Below are 25,366 nucleotides of genomic sequence, written 5' to 3'. Positions count from 1 at the left end.
CATGATATCTACGTAAAGACCGTACTATTCACGGTTCATACTGTCTTGTGGTATCTTTACTCAACGTTGGTTCCAACAATGAGACACTATCCTATGAGCTATCACCAAACGACCATCACGCTACCCGCCTATGCCCGTGGTATTCATATCATCACGCCTATTATCGAAGATGCAATTACTCAGCTGATACCTCGCACTGCCAAGGTAGGGCTGGTTCATTTATTTCTACCGCACACATCAGCCAGTCTCACTATCAATGAAAATGCTGATCCAGATGTCAGATTAGACACTGAAGAGTGGCTCAATAAAATTGCACCGGAGAATCAGCCACAGTATCGTCACACCTTGGAGGGCTCTGATGATCTACCAGCTCACCTCAAAAGCATGATGCTGGGCGTCAGTTTAACCATCCCACTCATCGACGGTAGGTTAGGACTGGGTATGTGGCAAGGGATCTATCTATGTGAGCATAGGAACATGACTGGATATGGCGGACAGCGCAAGCTGGTTATTACCATCAATACGTAATAATATACGGTGAGTAAATAGCAGGTTAATGCTTGCATATTACCTCATTGACATCGCCCGCTAACGGATAAACCCGATTATGATAGCTTTTATATTAAGATCTCTAGGCTTTGCAAACGCTAAACCTGATTACTTTAAGACCACTGCTGTTGTTTTGAGTGTACTGCTATTGACTGCCTGCCAAGAAACGCCAGAACCTGATACATCAAATGAGCCTGTCGCTGAGACATCAACACAAACCGCGCCTGTCACGACAAATATCAATGTAGATGAATCTGACGATAACGGCGTGAACAAACCCCAAGACCAAGTACAGACTGACACTGATTCAGAGCGCGATATGAGTTTGGCTGAACTAGAACAAAACCTAGAAGGCACCGCCCCTGCTACGAACAGTGCTGCTGCACCTAATCCAGAGCAAGCCATTAAAGGCGCTCAAATCACCGATGTCCGTTATAAAAATGACGCGGGCGATAGCTTATCGGTCGTCTTTGAGACCTCAGCTGCAGGACTACTCAACGCGATTGTCACCCGTCCTAACCAACCGAAAATTACGCTCAGCGCGCCAGAAGGTCAAGGGAACAATCCCACTTATCGCTCAACTGACGGCAGTATCCAACTAGTGAGTCATGCAGGTGGTGGCACCATTGATTTTATCCAAAACGATACCGTGACCAGTTTTGATGCTATCAGTGCTGAAGCCGAAGTCATCACTGAGTAACGCTTCATACTCTCTTTTGTTCAGTGCTTGATTTTTTTGTTCAACCCTTTATTTTGAACCAAAAAAAAGGCGGCAAACGCTACTATCGTTGCCGCCTTTTCTATGGTTACTTATTCATAACTGCTCATTAGTCTTTATTGATACGACTCAATTTTCTATTACATGATTATAGTTAACCGAGCTTAGTCAGTTTAATAAAAACAGTCAGTTTAATAAAAACAGTCAATTAACTAAAACCAGCCGATTAACTAAAGAGTCCGACCAGCCAACTTATTATCGTCCATACACCCCAGCCGATGAATACAAGCACGATTAGCCCCAGCATATCAGGGATATGCAAGTACAGCCAAGCCATGATAGGATTGCGCCAAAAAGCGCCGAAGCGGCTATGCTGCTGTTTGTCCTCTAGTGACTGATGCAAAAAAGGCCGATCCATATGCATGGTTTCAGTAATACCATACTCATGGTGTAAATGCTCGTGCACGATACCCAGCGTCTTGCGACTAGGACGAATAAAAACATCTAGTAGCGTACCGATACCTGGCACGATACCCACGACCATATCAATCAGTGCCAATCTAACAGCGGGCGTCATTTTATGGGCAGGCACACCCAACTGGCGACCTAATATAAAAGCATAGCTGGTCAATGCTAAACCCGCCAAATCACCTGCGAGAGGAATGGTTGAGAGCGCCGCATCTGCTCCCATGCCCTGTTTTGTAAAAGGTACACGTACTAGCGAATCCATCGTATTGGCAAACTTTGCTAATTTGCGCTCAGTGGCAATCGCTTGCTCGCGCGTCAGTCCATGCTCAGCAAGTTTTTCCTGATAATCTATGACTGACTTGTTCGCCCCAGATGTTTTTTTTGCTTTAAATCTCGGCAATTTATTGAATTTATCCATTTAGCGTCGTCCATATACACGTCACTGCTACAAGCGCAAAAACATAACGCCCTACCCAAATATTGGCTAAGAATGCCTGAAAACAAGCCTGTGCATGACGACTGGCACACGCGCTATTCTGTTTGGCAAACATCATCGCCACCAATGCCAATCCGAATATTGGCGTAATACCTAGCGTGGTTGGCGCAAAATAGTGCCACATCACCGTACCCATAATGAGTAAAAATAGCATTTGAAGTATTGAGATGATAATCACATCATAGCGACCGAATAATATTGCTGTTGATTTAACTCCTATCTTAAGATCATCTTCGCGATCTGCCATGGCGTACTGCGTGTCATACGCTACTGTCCAGCACATATATGCTAAAAATAACAACCAACACCATATATCAGGAGCACCTTGCACTGCCACATAAGCCATTGGTATTGCCCATCCAAAAGCCGCCGCCAAAAATACCTGCGGCAAATACGTATAGCGCTTCATAAATGGATAAATGAACGCCAATATGACCGCGCCAAGCGACCAATAAAATACAGCAATCGGTAAGAAAAATAGCAAACTGGCGCTCAGCAACACCAATACCAAAAACGCAGCAATGGCTTCTTTACCAGATAAGCGTCCATCTGCTAATGGACGACCTTTAGTACGGGTTACATGACCATCTACTTTGCGATCAGCAAAATCATTAATCGCACAGCCAGCGGCGCGCATAAAAATCGCCCCAAGCGCAAATATCGTAAATATCTTGAGGCTTGGCAAACCTGCTGTCATTCCTTGCTGCTGCGCCTGCCCCATCGCTGCTAACATCACGCCCCATAACGTTGGCCACAGCAATAGCTCAATACCCACTGGCTTATCAAAGCGTGTCAGCTGCATATAAGCGTAAAGCTTGTCCTTGAGCGTCATGGAAGAGCTGGTTTGTGTCATAGTATGATGGTCTCTATACCTGTCGCTTTGATTGGTCTACGTCGACTAAAGCTTGAATGGTAATAATGCTTCATTGATACGATATTTTTATTTCGAATGCTTTGACGTTCATGTTAAGTGCTTTTGGGTACTGTAATGCTAAATATTTTAATTCTAAGCACTTGAATGCTAAGTACTTTGATGGCTGTTGCTTTAATATTAAACCCTATAACATTAAAGGCGGTAATTTTAAGCCATTCAGCAAATGGCATATGGAACAAAGTCTTGGTTAAACGAAATACCCATCAAAGCGTACGGCTTCATTATGCCAGCTTTCACTAGCAGGCTGTTCAGCAAGCAATGGTGCAAATTGAGGACGCTTTACGACCACGCGACCCTGCCCTGACAAGTTTCGACTCACCACTGTCTGCGCACCATTTAGCAGTTGTCGCTCTTCATCGGGCGTTGGTGGATGAGCCAATCGATGTAGCGCTTGCATATGCTTACCTACTTTTGCACCTTTGCCTGTTTTGGTATCTTGATAGCTATCCTCTGGAAACATAGGGTCTAGGTATACCACATCAATTGCAGTCGTATCATCTACTGCCAACTCAGTATCCAGTCTGACAAAATAACTGAGTGCATCGGTATTAATAATCTGTAGACGCCCCATAAGCTTCTGCCAATTGGGTGACGCACTCATACGCTGCTGCTCTGCAAGTAAAAGTAGCGCCATCAAAGGTTGCTGCTCGAGCATCGTCACGCGTGCACCCGTACTGCCCAATATCAAACTGTCATGACCAAAGCCAGCCGTTGCATCGATAACCTGACTGTCTGCTGTGATTTTTGCCGCTTGTAATAGCAGTTCAGACTTCCGGCCAGCACTGACTACGCGGCGCTGCAACTTGTCCCATTCAGGTGCCACACTAAGTCCATCACTGAGCCATGATAGCTTGTCTTTCTCATCGAGCAATAATATAGGCTTAGAGGTTGTTTCGCTCAATTGCTGCCGACGCTTTTGCGTGAGTTTATCTGTGGAGAGTTGAGTGTCCAAGACAATTGGTAGTTTGTGTTCGTCTATTAACGACAGCAGATGCTCAATTTGTGCTTGCTGACTATCATTGACATAGAACAGTTGGCAATGTACTACAGCATACGTTTTGCTATGTGTTTGAGGCAGAGCTGTCATAACCATCATCCTTTTTGCTACTGATTTTATCTGTACTGCCTGACACCGTCATGCACCTCTAGCCTGCCATTTGATAACCAAAGCCCCAAGCCGCTACCAATACGATGACACCTGTGATGATGCGTAACCAAGCAAAAATAGTAAAATCACGACGGCTCACCCATGCTACCAGTAAGCGAATACAGAGTAATGCTACTACGAATGATACGATAGTTCCGATACCTAGTACCAACCAGTCTTCACTATTGCTCAAAACATCGCCATGCTTGAGCAAATCTAATAATGCCGCGCCTACAATGACAGGAATACCCAAAAAGAAAGAAAACTCAGCAGAAGCCTTACGTGAGACACCTAACCACAGCGCACCAATAATAGTAGCACCTGAGCGTGATGTCCCTGGTATAAGAGCTAAACATTGGAACAAACCAATCATCAACGCAGTTTTTATGCTGACATCTTCCGCTTCTTCTGCAATGACCGTTTTAGGACGCTTTTCCACGTAAAATATCAACAGACCACCGATTATAAGCATGATGGCCACGACGATAGGATTGAATAGATACGCTTTGATTTCATCGGCAAAGGTAAAGCCCACTATCATGACAGGGATGGTCGCAACGATCAGGCTCAGTCCCAGCTGTCTTGGATTGGTCATGCCGTCTGCTTTACCTGTTATGAGGCCCATTAGCGCTTGCCACAGTCTACCCCAATAGTCATATATCACCGCCAAAATAGCGCCAAGCTGTACGACGACCACAAACAGATCAACTTTTTCTTTGGTCCAAAACCCCATGACATCTGCTGATAAAATCAAGTAGCCCGTGCTAGAGATGGGTAAAAACTCAGTGATACCCTCAACGATACCCATGATGACAGCTTGAATTAATAAAATGATATCCACGGTGACTTTCCTAAAAATAGAGGAGCCCAAAAACAGGCTGAGCTAAGAACAGACCGATTGGCTGTCCTATGTTGACGTTGGTCTTATAGTAATTGATATTTTTCCACAGTAAGATCTATGCTTTACCTTGCTCTTTTAGTGTTTTCCAAGCTTGATTACGTAGATATTTTGGTAGAGCCTGTGCAGCCTCAGTACCACCAGACTTTGCAAACTGGGCTATACCAAGCTGTCCGATAATGACCGCATCTGGCCAGACATCTTCATGGCAAGCTTGCTGGTCATGTAGCGCTAATAGCGTCGCACCATTACCCGCAATAGGTAGGTTTAGTGCGGTTTGGCGATCATAATCTAATAGCTGTTCTGTACTGTCGCTACTATCATCCAATACTGGCTGCATGATACCGTGATCTGACTGATCATCTACAGCTACTTCATACTGTCCAAAATAGACCTGCTGCATACGCGCATCAAGGGCGCTGTATATATGTGTTAGACCGTATTTCTGATACGCACATTGTGCAATCGCTTGTAGACTAGAGACGCCCACACAAGGCAAATCATGTGCGACCGATAGTGCCTGCACAACTGCCGTATTGATACGGATACCGCTAAACGCACCCGGCCCCCGATTAAATATCAGCGTTTGCATATCTGAAAGTCGCAACTGCGCCTCAGACAATGCCGCATCAATCATCGGTAAAATCTGCTGAGTCTGTTGACGCTTACCTGTTTCGGTGTGGCTCGATAATACCTGCCCGCTCGAATCTAAAATCGCGATCGAACACTGATCGAACACGGTATCCATTGCTAAAAACATCACAACCTCGGCTTATACTTTTGGCATTCTAAATGGGTTTGTCAGATTTCGATGATTATCAATAACCATTATGAATCGACACTGTTAATCAATGTACTGCAAAATTCCTGACAGGGTAAAACAGCGCCTATCATAGCATTTAGGCCACACAAGTTTTATTACTTTCTACGTTTTCCACATTTTATTCATCGGTTATTATTCGTTGGTCATAATTTAAGGCTAGCAATGAAAAAACCCCAAAGCTTAATTGGCTTTGAGGCTTTAGGTTTTCGAATAAGCGACTTAAAAATAAAAAATGCTAATTTAGAAACGTGTTTTGAACTTTTTTGGCGCTTGGTTTTGCATCTCTTGCATTTGCTTTTGCATCTCTTCAGTGCTCGGCATATTGTTTGGGTCAAGCCCCATCTGTTTTGCCATCTGCTCTGGGTTCACGTCTTTAGCGCCGCCTTGCTGACCGCCGCCAAATAATGGACCGCCGCCACCGCCAGCGTTGCCGCCACCCATAAGCCCTTGCATAGACTTCATCATTTTACTGATACCTTCAGGCTTTGAGATCATTTTCATCATTTTTGCCATTTGCTTATGCTGCTTGAGCAAACGGTTGACATCTTGGATTTCACGACCTGAACCTGCAGCAATACGACGCTTACGACTTGGGTTAATTTTGTCAGGGTTTTTGCGCTCAAATGGCGTCATTGAATTGATCAATGCTTCCATCTCGCGCACTTTTTCTTCTGGCTTGGCGTCTTCAACGGCCTTTTGCATATCCGAGCCACCCATACCAGGCATCTTATCTAAAAAGCCTGCCATGCCGCCCATGCTCTTCATTTGCTGGAACTGGGTCAATAGATCCTCAAGGTCGAAATCACCGCCCTTTTGCATCTTTTTCGCCATTTTTTCGGCTTTATCACGGTCAATTTTTTGCTCAACTTCTTCGACCAAGCTCAGTACATCACCCATACCAAGGATACGCTGCGCAATACGCTCAGGGTGGAACAGCTCTAGCTCGTCTAGTTTCTCGCCGCGACCCAAGAACTTAATGGGCTTACCTGTAATAGCACGTACAGATAGCGCTGCACCGCCGCGCGCATCGCCGTCAGTCTTGGTTAAGATAACACCCGTCAGTGGCAACGCGTCGTTGAAGGCTTTTGCGGTATTTGCCGCATCTTGACCCGTCATTGCATCGACGACGAATAGCGTTTCAGAGGGGTTGACCGCAGCAGTTAGCGCCTTAATCTCATCCATCATAGTATCGTCGATATGTAGACGACCTGCGGTATCGATGATAAGGATATCTTGATACTGGATCTTGGCTTCTTCAATCGCACGCTTTGCGATATCGATTGGATTCTCATCCGTGCTTGAGTTCACAAATTTAGCATTCACCTGACCTGCGACTTGCTCAAGCTGTTTGATCGCTGCTGGACGATAGACGTCAGCCGATACCAGCATGACTTTTTTCTTTTGGCGTTCTTGTAGATACTTGGCCAATTTACCAGCTGTGGTTGTTTTACCCGCACCTTGCAAACCCGCTAGTAAATAAACAACAGGCGGTTTACCTGTCATCTCTAGCTGCTGGTTGGCACTACCCATCATTTCGGTCAGCTCATCGTGGACGATTTTGACAAACGCTTGACCGGGTGCTAGCTCTTTGAGCACTTCAGCACCTAGTGCTTGCTCTTTGACGCGTTTTACAAAGTCACGAGTGACAGGCAGTGCCACGTCAGCTTCTAACAGCGCCATACGTACTTCACGTAGGGTGTCTTTTATATTGTCTTCGGTCAATTGTCCCGTGCCTACGATATTGCGTAGACTCGACGACAAGCGTTCTGTTAAGGTATCAAACATAAGTAACTCTCAATTAAAATAGTTTTCAATTAAATAAAACGTCATTAAAATAATGCTAAATCAAACCAATCAAATGGTTCGTAAATACTATTGGGATAGATTATAAAATACTGGGACACTCTGTAATAACAAATCAGATAAAAATCACATTATCAATACTATAGCATCAACATGATGCAAAAATTATAGTCGTTTCGCAAAAGGCTCGACTCTTATTAGTTTTAGGTAACTGGTTTATATAGTCGGTTCAGTATAATTTGGATACAAGGAAGGCAAGTGAAAGTACTACAAGTCGTAGACTAAGCGAGCCTGACACCGTATCCGATTTATAGGAGATTGACTATACTTTGCTTAGGGTGTCTTATATGATGATGTATCAGGAATAAGAAAGATGGCGCTCAACTGGCACCCATTTTATGATAAATTGGACGATTATTCTAATCATTCTGATAATACCACTTTAGCAATACATTGAGCAGTCAGTTTACGCTCAGTTCAAGACGAGGCTTTTTATCTGTGCACCTTGCATTTTTACTTGCTAGCATGGCTTATGTCTTAGTCAGCCTTCACATTAGTTGGGCGCTGACTCAGGATAAACCTATCCATAAAAGCGTCAGTTTGGGTCTATTACTGGTCGGCATGGCTGCACACGCAATATTGCTCTATCCGTATGTCGTGACCCTGTATGGTCTGAATTTTAATTTATTCAATATTATCAGCCTGACCAGTTTGTTCTTTTTATTCTTTTATCTGCTGTTCTGTTTGTACCGACCTATCCTTAGTCTTGGTATCTTGGCTGCACCCACAGCACTCATAGGTATGACCGTCGGCTATATTGGCCGCGCACCCTATCAGCCGCTTACTGACGTCAGTGTCGGTCTTGAAGCTCATATCTTATTATCGTTAGCGGCCTATTGTGTGCTGTTGATGGCTGCGGTTCAAGCGCTATTTTTGCGTCTGCAAATACGCGAGCTCAAGCATCATACCATTCACCGCTTTTGGGTCAATAAACTGCCCTCATTGCAGAGCATGGAGAGTTTATTGTTCGATATGCTTTTGGTCGGGTTTGTATTGCTCAGTATTGCGCTAGGAATTGGATTTATATACGTAGAAGATTTGATGGCACAGCACATCGTACACAAGACTGTCTTTAGCCTGCTGTCATGGTTATTATTTGGTACGTTGCTGTTTGGCAATTGGCGCGCAGGATGGCGAGGCAAACGTGCCGCCAACATCACCATTTACGCTTTTATTCTGTTAGCGATTGGCTTTGTGGGTAGTAAGTTTGTTTTGGAGATGCTGATATAACACTGACATAAAATGTCATGTTATAAGAAAGGCGGTCAGTCATTGTTGCGACTGGTCGCCTTTTTTGTTTTCTAATTTAGATATTTTTAGTTAAAAACCACTGTCTTGTTGCCCGCCACAATCACACGATTCTGCACATGCCAATTGACAGCGCGAGCCAATACGTTGCGCTCTATGTCGCGTCCAATAGCGCGTAGCTCTACCACACCTTGGCGATGCGTCACGCGGTGTACATCTTGCTCAATGATAGGCCCTTGATCAAGCTCAGCTGTGACATAGTGCGCAGTTGCGCCGATAAGCTTAACGCCTTTATCGTAAGCTTGACGATAAGGATCTGCACCCACAAACGCAGGTAAGAACGAATGATGAATATTAATCACTTGCATTGGCCAGCGTTTGACAAAATCTGACGATAATATCTGCATATAACGCGCCAATACTAGTAAGTCATTACCTGCCATCAGCTTATGGATTTGCTCTTCTGCATCGGCCTTATTTTCTTTGGTCACGGGTACATGATGAAAGCTGATGCTGAAGTTTTCGACCGCTTGCTGTAAATCAGGATGGTTACTGACCACGCAAGTGATCTCGCAGTCCAGCAAGCCGCGCTGATGGCGCCATAACAAATCTAACAACGCATGATCAAACTTTGAAACCAAGATACCAACTTTGGTCTTGGTGGCATTATTATGTAAACGCCAGTCCATATCATGTCTCTTGGCAACAGTATGGGCAAAGCTGGCTTCAAAATTATCGATGATATCGCTCAAGCCTGCTAAAGCGAACTCCAAACGCATAAAGTACTGACCACCTTCATGTGCCGTTGAGTACTGATCTAATGTGATGATGTTGGCACCATAACGATGAATAAATTCTGATACTGCTTGGACGATACCCGCCTGATCTTTGCATTTGATGAGTAGCGTTGCTGTATCGATAGCACTAGGAATCTGCTTACTCTGAGAAGCGATGTTTGATGGTGAAACTGTTTTGGTGTTGTCTGACATAATACGCCCAATATAAAAAATGATGACTGATCGCTGAGAATGGCTGTCAGCGTAGTAAACCGGTTATTTTAATCTTTTTTGTGATATTTTGCTGAGCGAGTTAGTTGTTTTTGGTTATTTAGGATGATTTAATTGTTTAGAAGAATAAAGCAAAAACCCCCAACGTAGGGTTGGGGGTTTTTAGTTCTAATTTATCTAATTTTATATAAATCTGATAGGCTTTGTAAAGGTATTAGCAGATGGGGAAGGTGTTGTCACAGTTAATTTTAGCTGGTCGTTAGGACGGCAACCACTATAAGTGAATGTATAACTAACCTCACTGTCTCGTACTTTACCAAAGTTACCGTTTCCTATCGGTACACCAGCCCCTAAATCAACAATAGAGGGTACAGTCAAACTCCCGAATAGTTCAGCTTCGCATGTTGAGCTAGTGTCTGCTACAGTCAAAGAGGCATCTTCTGGCAAATTACCGCTAGAAGTCGAACCTATGCCATTTGAACCAATGGTTACATTGAATGAAGAAGAGCCTGACATTACAATAGCGATTGTATTGGGTTCAGCATTTGATACTTGAATTCTGTTACCCGCTAAGACTGCTGTAGGAGAATAGCTCGTTTTGTCTTCAGCTGCGATACTGATACTTGTCCCTGATGGCATGCTAACTGTTTGAGCACCATTACCATACATTTTGAAGTCCACTTCAACAGGTGAGTCCACATCACTTAATGGGTTAGCTGGTAGTGTCTTTCCTAAGCTTGGAAATAAAGGCACATTTGAAGCTAAACCTAATACAACTTGCGAACGCAAGATAGCATCTAATTTGTCATCACACGTTCCGTCAATGTTAGGATAACTAAATGATGAAATACCACACGTTAGATTAGAAGCATTTCGGCGATAGACAAATTCACCTAGATTATCATCATACTGGTTATTCTCATTATCATCACGGAAAAAGTCGCCAATATTACGGGTTAGTATATCTCCAGCACCAAACTGGTTATCTCCATCTTTGTCTATGTAGCTTTTGTCTCCTTCTACATATGCCGTAACAGAAATACGATCATCTACAGGACGCGGGTTTTGTGTACTAAACTCAACACTACATTGACCATTAGCAGTTGCACAACTCGGAATAATTCTGCCACCTTCACTAATAAAACTTACAACTGTACCATTAGGAACAGGGTTACCCACTCTATCTACTAGTCTTGCTGTTACAGTAGCGACATCACCATCAACCCCAACCGCTAACACGTTTTTACTTAATGAAATACTAAAGCCATTTTGTGTGGCGCGTCCTGTCGCTACAGAAACGTTTTTAGATAAAGCAAATACACTATTATTTGATACCAAAGTTGCTTTTATTTCAATTGGTCCAGGTAACGCTCCAGGATATAGGTTAACTGTCACTCTACCCTGAGAGTCACTAGTGACTGTTTCAGGATCTCGATTACCTAGTCTCACAAAACTAAAGTCAGTAGGTGCGAATACCTTGCTTATTTGAACTTGTTGATTTGCAGCGGGCCTACCATTTGAATAGACAGTGAATTCTACATTTCCTGATCTTGATGAACCACTATTGCTTGCGCCTAATTGCACATCATCGGTAGTGGTATAGACTATTGAGCTGGCTTCTACACCTTCGATATTGACTGTTATCGTTTGGCTATTAGCAGGGTTACTAACAGGTGCTACCGTGATAGTTTGCTCACCTTCACATAGATTACCATTGTCGTCAATGGCTTGATAGGTGACAGAGACATCACCTTGGTTACTTGAAACCATGCTGTCATTATCAAAAGTGCCACAACTCGTATCAAACGTAACTGAGATACTATTCTGATTAGTATTACTAATAGAATCTCTTGTCTTCAAAGTGATATTCGTATTGCCACCTGACTCTAAGCTATTCGCAGATAAAGCAACATCGGTTAGTACTACTTTTAATGTTTGTAAAGAGAAATTATAGTTTGGCGTAGTTGCAGTTAAATCCTCATAACTAGCAGTCGCTCTAAGCTGATAGCTACCTGTAGTCATATTGTCCAAAGGTTTAACAGATATATTTGCCTCCCCACTCTCATTAGTTAATATAGCAGCATTACTCGTGCCAAATACTACATTTTCTCCTTCAAAAGTGACCAAGGCATTACTAACAGGATCGCCATTACTATCACTTACTACCACCTTCGCATTAGCTCCAGCAGAAGTTATAGTACGAGTGACAATACCACTAGTATCTGTCAATATTATAGATGTAATATTGAGCTCACCTACTTCTTGTTCTCCTCCGTTAGTCTCACCCGTATCAGGCTGTTCTACACCCAAATCAGGCGCCGGTGCAATCGTATCAGTGCCATCACCGCCGCCACAACCTGCCAGGGCTAATGATAATGTGAGCGCTGTCAGTTGAAATAGCTTAGAAGTAGGTAGCGAGTGGTATGACATGGTTTTAACTCCGCATGAGCAGTGATTTATCAAACAAATAGGCAATAATCATTACACAGAATCAAGAGAGACTGTTGATGATACATGGTTTTACAGTAATGCCAGTGTATTAACAGATTGTATTAAATATATAACAGCAACTTTACTGACTTTTGTTATAACTTACAACTAAAAATTAATCTTTGCTATTAGATAATCAACAACATAGCGCGCTCATTTCAGGGTATAATAGCCATCCTTTAAACCAACGTTTATCATAAAAATATTTGAGTATTCATCTATTTTATGGTATAAATGTCGGCTTTAAAATTTTCTGAATTGGTCAGCCTGTTATTTGCCTTTAGATAACAGCAAAACCAGCTCAACCTTCATATAGTTTTGTTTGGTGCAAAGCTGCCGCTTGCTGTGTCCATGCCGCAAAAACGTGCAACTTGCCCAGACTGGTATGAGAAAAACTCATACCTCATAGATTAGGAGTTCGCCATGTCTCGAGTTTGCCAAGTGACTGGAAAGCGCCCTATGGTGGGTAATAATGTTTCGCATGCAAACAACAAAACCCGTCGTCGCTTTCTACCAAACCTTCACAACCATCGTTTTTGGGTAGAGTCTGAAAACCGCTTTGTACGTCTACGTGTGTCTACCAAAGGTATGCGCATCATTGACAAACTTGGTATCGATAAAGTGTTAGCGGATCTACGCGCACAAGGTCAAAAAGTTTAAGTTAAAAATAGCAGTCAATTGATGACTCTCATTACTTGACTGCCGTTTTGCTACATTATAGTTAGCGACTTGCCTTTTCGACACGTACCTATCGTTTGAAGACCCCTCATTTACAGGAAAGCTATCATGAGAGATAAAATTAAATTAGTATCAACAGCTGGTACTGGCTATTACTACACCACTACCAAAAACAAGCGCACTATGCCTGGTAAAATGGAAATCAAAAAGTTTGATCCAAAAGTACGCCAGCATGTGATCTTTAAAGAAGCTAAAATCAAATAATCTCCATTTTATAAATGGTAATATTTGAACAAAAAAAGGGTTTATCAATTGATAAACCCTTTTTTTATGGCTGCAGCTTGGTGTATCACTTGATAATACCTGAAAGCCTCAATCAGTATCGAGAGATAACTAAAGATCAGCTATAGTGTGTTGGTTCTTTATCATACACGTGAGCATGCCACTTACTCATCTGCTTTTGCATAATAACCTGAATCGCTGCATGAATCATATGCTGACCAACAGCCTGAGTATCGCTACCAAGTAATTCTTTGAGTTTATCAGAAAAATCAATAGTCATTAAGGGTTCTTCGTCTTGTTCTGCATCACGTAACAACAATCTACCATCTTCAGATTCCACCAGCTCTAATGTGGTCTCTTTAGCAAACCCTGTAAATTGATCGCTACCATCGTTGTCTACTTCTATATCATTATCGATATCATATGTCATTAACTGCTTCCTTATTATCCCGCTTATGATTTGCAAAAATTAAAACTTGCAAACGAACTATTCATTGCAAATAAGCTACTCACTACAGACGTGGCACTTAAGAAATGGCACTCGGCAAATCTATTTTCTTACAGTAACGCGGGTAAATCTGTCTTACTTATACAATGGACGCTTTGATAGTTAAATTCAAGGGTTGTCATACAAGTCTTTGACATCAGTGCCGTTTTGGTATGACAGAGCTTGCCTCCAGTTAACGCCAGTAGCGCAGCTTTGCTAGCGTAAATAAGAAAGCCACAAACATACCTAAGTAATAGACAAGCTTGAGCTCAAGCGTGGGATCACGATATTTGAAAGGTAGTGCAACGGTGGCCGTCGCGGTGGGCAGTATCAGTAGCATAAGTAGCCAGTTTTCAATAACATTTAGCCAGCCCTGTAGATCTGTTCCATTACGCAATGACGCTAGCCCCATTAAAAGGCAAGCTATAATTAAACTGGTAAACAAGCCATTTGGTAAGTCTTTAGGATAGATAATATTAGCAATACTGGCTGGTACGATTCGCATATAAAATTCCAGCCATACTTATAGAATATGGCTTAATGATTAAAAATTATAAAAGACAGCTTATAAGGGTTTTGCAACGCAATATCTAGAGGCAATCGTTGCTGTAGCCTGTTCAGCTATAAGTACCCATCAACCATAGCATCGATACACAAGCCGTCAACCAGCCAAGTGTTAATGCGTTTCTGGTCTCAATATGCATACCTTTGACTTTGTTCAATACCCGCGAGCCAACCCAAAAAAACAACGGTATGCCCAGTACAAAGGTAGGTACAATCACAGCAGCATGACGTAGTACTGTACCTACATCATCACCAATCATCAGACGAAAACCATAACCTGCCAGACTCAATACAAGTGCAAACGCAGCCAAGCCAATGGTAATGCCTTTTGGCACTAAGCTACGTCTCGGAAGATCGTTTTGAACTGGCAGCTCACTGCCTGTTGCTGAATTAGGCGATGTTGATGACTTAACGGGTCTTTGCGTGTCCATATCTCACCTTTGCATGGTTTGTCGTTACCATTATACAGCCTGTCTTAGGCTACTTAACTGACTTTATTCGTTGCCGTTGGCCAGTGCTAGCTCTGCGCGCATGGCATCAATCGCTTCTTTATAATCTGGCTGATTAAATATCGCAGAACCCGCGACAAACATGTCTGCACCTGCTTCAGCAACCGCACGGATGTTGTTGGCTTTGATACCGCCGTCCACTTCTAGTCGGATATCGCGACCACTGGTGATGATACGTTGACGTACCTGACGTACCTTATCTAGGGTGCTATCGATAAATGACTGTCCACCATATCCAGGATTCACGCTCATCAATAAAATCTGATCTACTTTATCCATGACATAATCAAGATAATGTAGCGGTGTTGCTGGGTTCAATACCAGACCACACTCAGCACCGCCGTCTTTGATCAGTTGCAGCGATCGATCGATATGAGCGCTGGCTTCTGGATGAAAGGTGATGATACTAGCACCTGCCTCCAAAAACTGCTCAATCATGCTATCAACAGGCGAGACCATCAGATGCACATCAATTGGCGCTTCCACACCATAGTCTCGTAGCGCTTTACAAATCATGCTGCCAAACGTCAAGTTGGGTACGTAATGATTGTCCATCACATCAAAATGAATCACATCGGCACCCGACTCCAATACGCGCTCGACCTCTTCACCCAAACGTGCAAAGTCAGCTGAGAGTATCGATGGGGCAATAAGATAAGGTTTAGCAGGACTGATCATAGTAGGGCTACCTAATTTGTGTTTATATCAAATGTAAATCAATTAAAAAAATCGTATTAATGGGCTTGTTGTTACTCTATACCTTTCACATACTCAGTTAATCAGCGCGGCTTGTATTGTGTCTTGCAATAGGCACGGCCCACGTCAAAAGATCGCTTTGCCTCATGCTTGGTAGCGCGATTACTTACTCGCTGACGCCATAGACGAAAAGACGATGGCTTGAGCTCTTGACGCATAAGCTTGATAACGCCTGTTTCATCGAGACCGTAGCTATGCTCTATCGCACCGAATGGTGTTCTATCTTCCCACGCCATCTCTATCACACGCGATATTTGTGTCTCATCAAGTACTCTATCGCCTGCATCATTGAGCGTTTTTGCGATCAGCTCGTCTGACTTATCTTGAGTCACTTGATCATCGTTACTGCGCTGTTTATGTTTTAGGGCAGCATCCATATCGGACTGCATTATTGCCTTTGTAGCGTCAGTATCTACTGACTTTTCTTGTCCATTGGAAGCTGTCAAATCTTGATAACTTGCCATAAAAATCACCTTTTGGGCATGAATGAGAGAGCAAAAAACGTATCACGTAAGTTGGTATGGCACCTTAGCTCAATTGCGCCATATGCCAGTGATGTTCGATATGATCATTGATCACTGTCTGAATAAAATAATAGCTGTGGTCATGCCCCGCCTGATAACGCAATGTTAAGGGCTGTTTGGCTTTTGCACAAGCCTCTTGTAGTTTGGAAGTCTGCAGCTGTCCTTCCTCTAAAAAATTATCAGCCGCGCCTTGGTCAACCAAAATACTTGCATATTGCTGACCGACCTTTTCGATCATCTGTGCTGCATCTGCTTGAGACCATAGAGCCTTATCATCACCGAAATACTCTGTATAAGCAGCCTGCCCCCAAGCAGACTCGCTAGCGGCACATACTGGCGATAAGGCGGATACACTGACAAACTTGCTCGGATACTTAAATCCCAATAGCAGCGCGCCATGACCACCCATAGAGTGCCCTGTGACACCAATGCTGTCTATTGGGAACTCTGAGCGTAATAAGTCATATAGCTCATCAACAATGTAGCTTTGCATATTGAAGTTGTCTGACCACGGTGCTTGGGTCGCATCAACATAGTAGCTTGCGCCCTGCCCGACAAAATAGCGCTCGTCGTTTGGCACCTCAATATCATCACTACTGCGAGGTGAGGTGTCGGGTGCAATCAGTATCATACCAAGCTCACTGCATTTCTGCTGAAAGTGCGCTTTGTGAGTGACGTTATCGGCATTGCACGTCAGTCCTGATAAGTACAGTATGGCAGGACAACGACGCCCAGCCAATGCTTCATCAGGTAGATAAATACTAAACGTCATCGCCGTCTTGGTCGATGTCGACTCGTGACTATAATAATGCTGCTCACCGTTAAAGCAACGATTCACACTTTTTTGGGTCATCTGCTTGTTGTTGGACAAACTACGACTATAAGCATTGTGCATGAGTGATATCCTTTTTATTCAAAATAAAACCAACGGTGATAGATAGCGATGATAAATAATAAACGCTCGTGATTTGATATTATATTCACAAGATTTTGAGTTGCGCTGTATCTGTATTTAATCGCTCTATTAACTTCATTTACGGACTGGTTGGCACACTATCAGGTACAGTATCAATAGTAGCAGAAGCCGCGTTACTCGTTATACTAGCAACTGATGGACGTGCTTTATCAAACAATACTTGCTCAAACGCCGGTAGTGCCGTCTCCATCAAACTACCAATCACCATTTGTGGTTCTGATGGCTCAAATCCCATATAAAGCTCACGCTCTTGTACACGGTAAGCCGCATCTTTAAAAGCAGATTCAAAGCTGCTGTTTTCACGTAGACTCTCAGCAAAAAAAGCTTGACCAAAATAAGTCATCTCAGCTGTATTGGTACAGCCAAACGATGCCTTATCAGTGGCTGAGGCCGTAATCACTACGGTAGTCGGCGATGCCAACTCATCGATGAACGACCCTGAATAGCACGCAGATATCACAATCACACGCCAGCGAATACCTGATGCATCCAGTGTCTCGCGTAACCATGTGGCATCTAGATTGTCCATCGCGAGTGGCGAATTTTCTAATTGAACAATATCTTCGTTGCCATGTGACGACAGTGTCAAGAACAATACATCTTCATCAGCGTTCATTTGCTGACCGATCTTCTTCAACCCACGTGCAATACTAGTTTTGGTAGCGATTGGCTCGTCCAGCCAACTGTAGGTATTATTGATCAAGGCCAGTGAGTGCCCGCTGGTACCAAAACGCACATCGAACAGCTCACGTACTTTATTAATTTCAGAACGGAAGACGTTCTGACCAGAGAACCCAGCCACACCCATGAAGTACCAGTCCGTTTTGCCATCGATACTCGGGTCAATACTGCTTAGCGCCTGCTGCAATAGACGCGGCTGCTCATATAATGCCGCCTCTTCTAATACAGGCTCTACTGGGATTTGCTTAAAAATAGGCTGGTCAGCGACATTACGTTGCCAGATAGTCAGTAACGCTACCGCACCTACCAGTATGATAATGCGCTCCCACCACGGTATACGCAAACGACGAGAAAAAATCCATAATAAAGCAAGCGTCTGCCATAGGAACAATACCAAAAATAGTACAGGTAAAAACGAATAACTCCACTCAGGCAACCAACCATAGCTACCAGAAAACTGTACTAAGCTTTGTAATAAAGCGGATAGCGTATCAGCAACTAACCATAGTACGACTGGTACAAATACCAGCGATTGGTTGCTCGCTCGCCTTGCTAAAATAATACCGCTGAGCAAAATAATCATTGGCCAAATCAAATAACTGACCAATCCTTGCTCATTAAATATGCTACCACTTTCAGCAGCCAACCACGAAAACAAAACATTACTGCTGAGTGCCAATATAGCGAATACAGCAAACTGTATAAACGTAGGCTTGACCCAAGAAAATGCTCGTGTCGAGCCCACTAGCATCCACAAGGTTGCAATAATATTGGCAGCAAAGTTGAGCGAAAAACGCTGGAGCGATACGGTTTTTAACGACGTAAGTGACAAAGACGTAGACCTCTAGCCAGCCGAGAAAAATAAAATGACCCAATGATAACTATTCTAGTGTAGCTGCCGTCTTACGCAATCGTCTTACGATTCTGTTACAGCTCTAGACATCGATTTATATTGAATTCACGATGAAATATTTACAGAAGACGACTAGCACTTCCTAATAGTCTAGCTCGCTAATCTATCGCGATTGTAACGGATTGTCGGTCAAGACGATAAGCATGATTTGTAAAACTCGCCTAAATTTAGAGATCACCGAAACATGACTATAAATACTGATAAAAAAAGGAGGCCTTGCTAACAAGGCCTCCCTTTATATTAACGACCAGATACTATCTCATCAACAGCTCGTTGACGCGCTTTAGATAAGCAGCTGGATCTTCTAACTGACCGCCATCTGCTAATAAGGCTTGATCAAAGATCACTTGCGCCAAATCATCAAACTGCTCGCTACCTTCTAACTTTTTGATGAGCGGATGATCAGGGTTGACCTCAAGGGTTGGCTTGCTCGCTGGTACGTCTTGACCCATTTGCTGTAGCATCTGAATCATTTGTGGTGACAGCTCACCTTCTCCAACGACTAGGCAGGCTGGGCTATCAACCAAACGCGTTGATACTTTGACGTCTTTAGCACGCTCACCTAGCGCAGTTTTAAGCTTATCAACAACAGGCTTTAACGTTTCTTCTGCTTTCTCTGCTTCGGCTTTTTCAGCTTCGTCCTGCAAGTCACCCAAATCTACCGCACCTTTGGCGATGTTTTGTAGCGGTGTCTCGTCAAATGACGTCAAGAAGTTCATCGCCCATTCGTCGACACGGCCAGTCATCAAGATAACTTCGATGCCTTTTTTCTTAAACAGCTCAAGTTGTGGGCTGTTTTTTGCTGCTGCTAAATTATCAGCGGTGAGGTAGTAGATGGCTTTTTGCCCATCTTTCATGCGAGCTTTGTAATCTTCAAAGCTGGTCTCGAGTCCATCTTGCGTGCTGGTTGCATAACGCAATAGCTTGGCAATACGTTCTTGATTACCTGCATCCTCGCCTAGACCTTCTTTGATCACATCACCGAACTCTGCATAGAACTTAGTAAATTTCTCTTGCTTGTCGCTGTCTTCACTGTTGGCAAGGCTTGCGAGCAAGGTCAAGATACGACGTGCGTTACCATCACGGATAGATTTCACATCACGTGACTCTTGAAGTAGCTCACGGCTCACATTCAAAGGTAGGTCTGCTGAATCGATAACCCCTTTCACAAAACGCAAGTACATCGGTAGCAGTTGCTCAGCTTCATCCATGATAAAGACACGCTTCACATAGAGCTTGAGACCATGCTGCTGCTCACGAGTATATAAATCAGCTGGTGCTTTTTCAGGGATATACAATAGCTGCGTATACTGTACTCGGCCCTCTACACGGTTATGCGTCCAAGCAAGTGGATCAGTCATGTCATAAGAGATATTTTTATAAAAGTCGACATACTCATCGTCTTCGATCTCAGAGCTTGAGCGCGTCCATAATGCACTGGCCTTGTTGATGGTTTCCCACTCATCAGTGAGTACCATCTCGCCGCCGGCAGGCACCTGATCATCAGAGCTGTCATTTTCGTCTTCTTTTACGTCTTCTTGCCAGATTTCTTTGCGCATCTGAATCGGTAGACTGATATGGTCAGAGTATTTATTCACGAGACGCTTAATCTTACCGCGGTCTAGGTAGTTGTCTTCACCCTCGCTATATTCTTCTTTTAGATGCAGGGTGATCGCCGTACCGCGCGTGTCCTTGGTAATAGGCTCAACAGTAAAGCTACCTGTACCATCTGACACCCAGCGCACGCCTTTATCCGCAGGCTCGCCCGCTTTGCGTGACTCGACACTAATAGTGTCTGCAACGATAAAGCCTGAATAAAAACCAACACCAAACTGACCGATCAGTTGACCGTCTTGTTTTTGTGACTCAGACAGTTTGTCCAAAAATGCCTTGGTGCCTGATTTGGCAATCGTACCTAAATTTTCGATAGCATCCGTTTCGTTCATACCAATACCGTTATCGGTAAAGGTAATGGTTTTCGCGGCTTCATCAACAGCAATGCGGATTTTCAGCTCGCCGTCATCTTCATAAAGGCTGTCATCATTGGTCGCTTCAAAACGCAATTTGTCACAAGCGTCGGATGCATTAGAGACGAGCTCACGGACAAAAATATCCGCATTAGAATATAATGAATGCGTTACCAAGTGCAGTAGTTGCGCCACTTCTGCTTCAAACGTATGTTTTTTTAGTTCTGGATTCAGACCTTCAGCTTGAGTTGCTTCACTCATAAAAACTCCTTTAAATTCTATGAAAGACCTATTATCAAATAACTGACTATAGCTGCTCTAACAATGCTCACAGTTTAGCTCACAGCTTGCCGTGTGCATTACCGTTAGACTGTCTATACTAATAGGGGCAGCAAAAAAAAATTCAAGCACAGAAGTCTTATTCAATAAAAAACACCGCCCATATTTATCAAGGCGGTGTTCTGCTTGTTTATCAAAACGCTGTTTAAAAACTATCTGCTCACGCAAGTGCCCGTATGTAGACACAAGTCGTGCAGATACAAGTTACTATTCTGAATAAGCTTCTATCAATAAATCCCAAATCGTCGTTAGTTTTTTTGAAAACTGAATATGCGTGTTCATAGCACCCTCCCTGTCGATTAATATCGTTTTCTTGGATACTATTAAAACGGGTTTTCAATTATTTGTATAATTAATTGATTGTATATTATCGTTTCGTTTTACAAATTATATGGTCCATATCTTTGACAAAAGATGAGCTTGTACTGGTGCTTTTATTTGTAAACCGACTACACAGTTATCTAAAAAATTATCTAACGGTTAGCGCGGTATCGGACGAATAGTGAGTATTTGCTCACTGCGACCAAAAGGTCCATACACGTCGTGTAATACTGCACTGGTAAGACCAATACCATCATCACCGTATTGCTGTACTGCTTCGATACCCAACCAGCGTCCTTTGGGTTCGCGATGCATGTGTATTTGTAAGTCAGTATTAGGAAACATCCATTCTAGTTTAGACAGTCCTAGACCCAATCTAGGGACAACACCATTCGCAGTATCCACCATACCCAATAGATGCACCACATCATCGGTTGGCGCATCTTCTACCATCTGCACGTCATTGGTGATCCATACCATACCGCGTCCAGGACGACGATCTTCTGTGGTTACTAGGCGTACGCTTTCGATAAAGCCGCCTGGCCAGCCTTTCATCTCGTCCCAAACGGGCAAATCCTCAGGCTGATGCACTGAAACTTGATCCTCTAGTCCTGCTATCTCACTGGTGTCTTGAGTCAGGAGTCGCCATGCTCGTGCAATGATAGCATCACGACCACGACTGCTCATTACCGCCTCTATCAGCTCAATGGTTTTGCCCGGTCGAATACAGCGAGTGGTAATGGTAAAGTCATCAAGCGGTATCAAGCCCAATATATCCAGACTTACGCGAGCTATGCGAGTATTGGGCTGCGGTGCAAAACCTTTGAGCTCAGCAGTCAGGAGACCTGTCGCTGGCGCCATGTGCTGCTCATGCTCATTCCAGGCACCTTGTGCATGCTCGGTTGGCTGATAGTGCGCCACACTGGTACCATTTTCTTGTTGTTCACGTTTGATAAATTTGTAATAAGCAGTCATAGCTATCCTATATTTAACACTTTCTTGTAAAACTTTTATTTATGGGTCAGCTCTTGTTTTCTTGACAAAAGAATACCGCGAGCTTTTTGTATAAAGAACAATAAACAGATCATAACGACTGCAAGTGCCGCATAAAAAAAGCTCTTTTCTGCCATGAATTTTATAATATTCATGAACAGTACAAACACCACCGCAACCGTCACGAGCATGTTGAGCTTTAATTGCTTATTGACGTCAGCGAGCGTGGCTTCTGCCAATACAAATTTGCCTTTGGGTTCTTTCATGCGGCCTTATCCATATCAATAATATTTCACGCAAATACTTGTTGTTTAACGACTGACTATTTACCAACTTGGGTAACAGGAATGCGCAAGGCCTTTGGCAAACTAAACGTTACGTTCTCCTCAATACCGGATAGCTCACTAGGAAGATCGCCACCCCAGTCTTGCAGCTGCTGCAGCACTTCTTGAATGAGCACCTCTGGCGCTGACGCACCAGCAGTAACACCGATACTCTGCACACCATCTAACCAACTGCGATTCATTTCACTGGCATTATCGATTAAATAAGCACGGCAATTCATACGCTCAGCCAGCTCACGCAAACGATTGGAATTTGAAGAGTTTGGCGAACCCACAACCAAGACCACTTCGCAGCGACTGGCAAGATCTTTTACCGCATCTTGGCGGTTTTGCGTGGCATAACATATATCGTCTTTTCGAGGTCCTTGGATACTCGGGAACTTGTCACGCAGCGCATCAATCACGCGAGCAGTATCATCCATCGATAGCGTCGTTTGAGTTACAAATGCCAAGCGTTTGGCGTCTTGTACAGTTAAAGCTGCAACGTCGCTTTCATCTTCGACAAGATGGATCTGCCCACCATTTTTTGCATTGAACCTGCCCATAGTGCCTTCTACTTCTGGGTGTCCAGCGTGTCCTATCAAAACCGCGTCCATGCCATCTTGGGCAAACTTGGCCACTTCAATATGTACCTTTGTCACCAAGGGGCAAGTCGCGTCAAATACAGTGATATCACGGCGACCTGCTTCATCTTCCACCGCTTTAGAGACCCCATGCGCAGAGAAAATAACCACCGAACCATCTGGCACTTCGTGAAGCTCTTCGACGAATACTGCGCCCCGATTGGCTAAATCTGATACGACAAATTTATTATGTACGACTTCATGACGGACGTAGATGGGCGGCTCAAAACGGGTCAACGCTTCGTTAACAATCGCGATCGCACGGTCTACACCAGCACAAAACCCACGAGGATTGGCAAGATAAATTTGCATAAGAAGGCCTATCATTGGATAATTTATATGTAAAGCTTATGCATCAAAGCTTTCATTCAAAAGTTGGGGCAATTTCAATACTCTACTTTAGCATAATTTGCTTTTATTGCCCTCAAAAATAGCAGTACACTCATCGCAATATTTTAGTTATAAATATCGACATACTGATCGCATATTGCAAAACTCGCTTTCACTCACACAAAAGCCGTTTATAATGAGACAACTATTATGATTTATATCGCCATACATGATGGCGGTTTTTCTTTTTTCCAGCCTTTTCTGCTGACTGGAATATTTTTAGTCTGTGATTAGCACATTTTTTTATTTTATTAACACATTCCATTTGTTAGCACATATTCTATTGGGACAAATTGTATGACAGGTTCATTATTTATTATTACTGCCGCTTCGGGTACAGGTAAAACCTCGCTGGTGAAGCAACTACTGGCGACCACTAACGACTTAACCGTCAGTATCTCGCACACGACTCGCAGCCCGCGCCCAGGTGAGATTGATGGACATCACTATCATTTCACAGATGTGGATAGTTTCGTACAAGCTATTGGCGAAAATAAATTTTTAGAGCATGCAGAAGTATTCGGAAACTACTATGGCACCTCAGAGCAGAGCGTACGCTCCCAGCTTGCGGCAGGTATCGATGTGGTTTTGGAGATTGACTGGCAAGGCGCCACCCAAGTCAAAAAAATATTCCCTGATGCGACGACTGTTTTTATCTTGCCGCCTAGTATTGATACCTTGCGTCAGCGCCTATCAACTCGCGCACAAGATACCAGCGAAGTTATAGAACGACGTCTGGCTGGTGCTGTTCATGAAATGGCACAGTACGTCAATTCTGATTTTGTGATTATTAATGATAATTTTGAAGTGGCTTTGGCTGAGCTAAAAGCACTTATTATCGCTGATAGGCAAACGCTTGCTCGTCAGCAGCAGCGTTATCATCGTACGATTAGCAACTTGCTAAACAAGCCTGCAGCGGAGTAAACTTAGCAGCAGCGACTAAAGCTGCTTGTCCAATAAGATCATATAAAAAGCAACTACGCAGCTTAGCAAAAAATGCTATAATATGTAGCTATCCCCCTTTATGTATTTGATATTATTTTTATTGAGTGGCGGTCAAAGTCCGTGACTAATAAAAACAACCGAGGTAGCTATTTATGGCACGAGTAACGATTGAAGATTGTTTGGATAATGTTGATAATCGCTTTGAGCTAATTTTGGTCGCAAGCAAGCGTGCCCGTCAATTGGCAAAGGGCATTTCTGAGCCATTGGTAGATGTTGACAATGACAAGCCTACCGTATTGGCGCTACGTGAAATTGCCGCTGGCAAAATCACCCGTGATATTCTAAATCAGCCAGAGCATAATTTTGCTACTAGCTCATTAGATTTAGCATTGTCAGGCGATCATAGCTTTTAGGATTGTAGCTTCTAAATAAG

26 protein-coding genes are annotated in these 25,366 nt (G+C 43.4%); 7 read left to right on the top strand and 19 right to left on the bottom strand.

The genetic code is table 11. From position 1 onward, the window contains the following. The first annotated feature begins 93 nt into the window (after positions 1 to 93). Both AC5JP1_RS12885 and AC5JP1_RS12880 read left to right on the top strand, forming a co-directional pair. Positions 94 to 528, top strand: a complete 435-nt coding sequence (locus AC5JP1_RS12885) for a secondary thiamine-phosphate synthase enzyme YjbQ (RefSeq protein ID WP_443525808.1) — start codon at positions 94 to 96, stop codon at positions 526 to 528. A 79-nt stretch (positions 529 to 607) separates the two neighbouring features. Next, on the top strand, positions 608 to 1,249 hold the full coding sequence (locus tag AC5JP1_RS12880) for a hypothetical protein (RefSeq protein ID WP_443525806.1): 642 nt from the start codon (positions 608 to 610) through the stop codon (positions 1,247 to 1,249). Between the two features lie 244 nt (positions 1,250 to 1,493). Here AC5JP1_RS12880 and AC5JP1_RS12875 read toward each other — a convergent pair whose 3' ends face one another. The 6 genes from AC5JP1_RS12875 to ffh all read right to left on the bottom strand — a co-directional run bounded on the left by AC5JP1_RS12875 (position 1,494) and on the right by ffh (position 7,818). Next, the gene (locus tag AC5JP1_RS12875; RefSeq protein ID WP_493844387.1) at positions 1,494 to 2,153 is read right to left on the bottom strand and encodes a DUF4112 domain-containing protein; all 660 of its coding nucleotides are present in this window, start codon (positions 2,151 to 2,153) and stop codon (positions 1,494 to 1,496) included. Next, positions 2,146 to 3,063: a 4-hydroxybenzoate octaprenyltransferase gene (gene ubiA, locus AC5JP1_RS12870; protein WP_493844492.1), complete on the bottom strand. Its 918-nt coding sequence runs from the start codon at positions 3,061 to 3,063 to the stop codon at positions 2,146 to 2,148. Before ubiA ends, AC5JP1_RS12875 begins: the two co-directional genes overlap by 8 nt. A 289-nt stretch (positions 3,064 to 3,352) precedes the next feature. Then, a complete protein-coding gene (locus AC5JP1_RS12865; RefSeq protein WP_493844386.1) occupies positions 3,353 to 4,252 on the bottom strand; it encodes a class I SAM-dependent methyltransferase in 900 nt (299 codons plus the stop codon). Positions 4,253 to 4,310: 58 nt separating this feature from the next. Further along, the gene (locus AC5JP1_RS12860) at positions 4,311 to 5,153 is read right to left on the bottom strand and encodes an undecaprenyl-diphosphate phosphatase (protein WP_493844385.1); all 843 of its coding nucleotides are present in this window, start codon (positions 5,151 to 5,153) and stop codon (positions 4,311 to 4,313) included. A 115-nt stretch (positions 5,154 to 5,268) separates the two neighbouring features. After that, positions 5,269 to 5,970 carry a tRNA (adenosine(37)-N6)-threonylcarbamoyltransferase complex dimerization subunit type 1 TsaB gene (gene tsaB, locus AC5JP1_RS12855; protein WP_493844491.1) on the bottom strand — a complete coding sequence of 234 codons (702 nt, stop codon included), beginning with the start codon at positions 5,968 to 5,970 and terminating at the stop codon, positions 5,269 to 5,271. A gap of 303 nt (positions 5,971 to 6,273) precedes the next feature. Beyond that, positions 6,274 to 7,818, bottom strand: a complete 1,545-nt coding sequence (gene ffh / locus AC5JP1_RS12850) for a signal recognition particle protein (protein WP_238070043.1) — start codon at positions 7,816 to 7,818, stop codon at positions 6,274 to 6,276. A gap of 516 nt (positions 7,819 to 8,334) precedes the next feature. On the opposite strand from ffh, the gene AC5JP1_RS12845 reads away from it, so the two are divergent. Next, on the top strand, positions 8,335 to 9,126 hold the full coding sequence (locus AC5JP1_RS12845; protein WP_493844384.1) for a cytochrome C assembly family protein: 792 nt from the start codon (positions 8,335 to 8,337) through the stop codon (positions 9,124 to 9,126). Positions 9,127 to 9,212: 86 nt separating this feature from the next. Here AC5JP1_RS12845 and purU read toward each other — a convergent pair whose 3' ends face one another. Both purU and AC5JP1_RS12835 read right to left on the bottom strand, forming a co-directional pair. Further along, positions 9,213 to 10,133: a formyltetrahydrofolate deformylase gene (gene purU / locus AC5JP1_RS12840; RefSeq protein WP_493844383.1), complete on the bottom strand. Its 921-nt coding sequence runs from the start codon at positions 10,131 to 10,133 to the stop codon at positions 9,213 to 9,215. Between the two features lie 201 nt (positions 10,134 to 10,334). Beyond that, positions 10,335 to 12,581: a hypothetical protein gene (locus AC5JP1_RS12835; RefSeq protein ID WP_493844382.1), complete on the bottom strand. Its 2,247-nt coding sequence runs from the start codon at positions 12,579 to 12,581 to the stop codon at positions 10,335 to 10,337. Positions 12,582 to 13,064: 483 nt separating this feature from the next. Here AC5JP1_RS12835 and rpmB point away from each other — a divergent pair, with 483 nt between their 5' ends. Further along, positions 13,065 to 13,301, top strand: coding sequence for a 50S ribosomal protein L28 (gene rpmB / locus AC5JP1_RS12830; protein ID WP_057761372.1), 237 nt, complete (start codon positions 13,065 to 13,067; stop codon positions 13,299 to 13,301). Positions 13,302 to 13,427: 126 nt separating this feature from the next. Beyond that, a complete protein-coding gene (gene rpmG / locus AC5JP1_RS12825) occupies positions 13,428 to 13,583 on the top strand; it encodes a 50S ribosomal protein L33 (protein WP_010201403.1) in 156 nt (51 codons plus the stop codon). 136 nt (positions 13,584 to 13,719) lie between these two features. Here the strand turns inward: rpmG and AC5JP1_RS12820 are convergent, their stop codons facing one another. From AC5JP1_RS12820 to ispH, 11 genes are all read right to left on the bottom strand, one after another. After that, on the bottom strand, positions 13,720 to 14,031 hold the full coding sequence (locus AC5JP1_RS12820; RefSeq protein WP_443525793.1) for a hypothetical protein: 312 nt from the start codon (positions 14,029 to 14,031) through the stop codon (positions 13,720 to 13,722). Positions 14,032 to 14,281: 250 nt separating this feature from the next. Beyond that, positions 14,282 to 14,593, bottom strand: a complete 312-nt coding sequence (locus AC5JP1_RS12815; protein WP_443525791.1) for a hypothetical protein — start codon at positions 14,591 to 14,593, stop codon at positions 14,282 to 14,284. A 112-nt stretch (positions 14,594 to 14,705) separates the two neighbouring features. Further along, positions 14,706 to 15,083 (bottom strand): hypothetical protein, encoded by a 378-nt coding sequence (locus AC5JP1_RS12810; protein ID WP_493844381.1) that lies wholly within the window; start codon positions 15,081 to 15,083, stop codon positions 14,706 to 14,708. A 63-nt stretch (positions 15,084 to 15,146) separates the two neighbouring features. After that, entirely contained in the window at positions 15,147 to 15,839 is a 693-nt protein-coding gene (rpe, locus tag AC5JP1_RS12805; RefSeq protein WP_319051446.1) for a ribulose-phosphate 3-epimerase, read from the bottom strand. Positions 15,840 to 15,940: 101 nt separating this feature from the next. Next, positions 15,941 to 16,222: a TIGR03643 family protein gene (locus AC5JP1_RS12800; RefSeq protein WP_442967663.1), complete on the bottom strand. Its 282-nt coding sequence runs from the start codon at positions 16,220 to 16,222 to the stop codon at positions 15,941 to 15,943. Between the two features lie 223 nt (positions 16,223 to 16,445). After that, positions 16,446 to 17,336 carry an S-formylglutathione hydrolase gene (gene fghA, locus AC5JP1_RS12795; RefSeq protein WP_493844380.1) on the bottom strand — a complete coding sequence of 297 codons (891 nt, stop codon included), beginning with the start codon at positions 17,334 to 17,336 and terminating at the stop codon, positions 16,446 to 16,448. Positions 17,337 to 17,475: 139 nt separating this feature from the next. Continuing rightward, on the bottom strand, positions 17,476 to 18,930 hold the full coding sequence (locus tag AC5JP1_RS12790) for a C13 family peptidase (RefSeq protein ID WP_493844379.1): 1,455 nt from the start codon (positions 18,928 to 18,930) through the stop codon (positions 17,476 to 17,478). 335 nt (positions 18,931 to 19,265) lie between these two features. Next, entirely contained in the window at positions 19,266 to 21,239 is a 1,974-nt protein-coding gene (htpG, locus tag AC5JP1_RS12785; RefSeq protein WP_493844378.1) for a molecular chaperone HtpG, read from the bottom strand. Positions 21,240 to 21,797: 558 nt separating this feature from the next. After that, a complete protein-coding gene (locus AC5JP1_RS12780) occupies positions 21,798 to 22,613 on the bottom strand; it encodes a thioesterase family protein (RefSeq protein WP_493844377.1) in 816 nt (271 codons plus the stop codon). Positions 22,614 to 22,648: 35 nt separating this feature from the next. Next, entirely contained in the window at positions 22,649 to 22,897 is a 249-nt protein-coding gene (locus AC5JP1_RS12775; protein ID WP_493844376.1) for a hypothetical protein, read from the bottom strand. Between the two features lie 56 nt (positions 22,898 to 22,953). After that, complete coding sequence (gene ispH, locus AC5JP1_RS12770) at positions 22,954 to 23,910, bottom strand: 4-hydroxy-3-methylbut-2-enyl diphosphate reductase (protein WP_443525780.1); 957 nt, start codon at positions 23,908 to 23,910, stop codon at positions 22,954 to 22,956. Positions 23,911 to 24,285: 375 nt separating this feature from the next. Here ispH and gmk point away from each other — a divergent pair, with 375 nt between their 5' ends. Both gmk and rpoZ read left to right on the top strand, forming a co-directional pair. Next, the gene (gmk, locus tag AC5JP1_RS12765) at positions 24,286 to 24,912 is read left to right on the top strand and encodes a guanylate kinase (protein WP_493844375.1); all 627 of its coding nucleotides are present in this window, start codon (positions 24,286 to 24,288) and stop codon (positions 24,910 to 24,912) included. A gap of 173 nt (positions 24,913 to 25,085) precedes the next feature. Further along, complete coding sequence (gene rpoZ / locus AC5JP1_RS12760) at positions 25,086 to 25,346, top strand: DNA-directed RNA polymerase subunit omega (RefSeq protein WP_319051436.1); 261 nt, start codon at positions 25,086 to 25,088, stop codon at positions 25,344 to 25,346. Positions 25,347 to 25,366 lie beyond the last annotated feature (20 nt).

This window comes from Psychrobacter sp. H29, from assembly GCF_059073055.1.
Note: the sequence above shows the minus strand (reverse complement) of the source record. Positions and strands in the feature narration are given on the sequence as shown.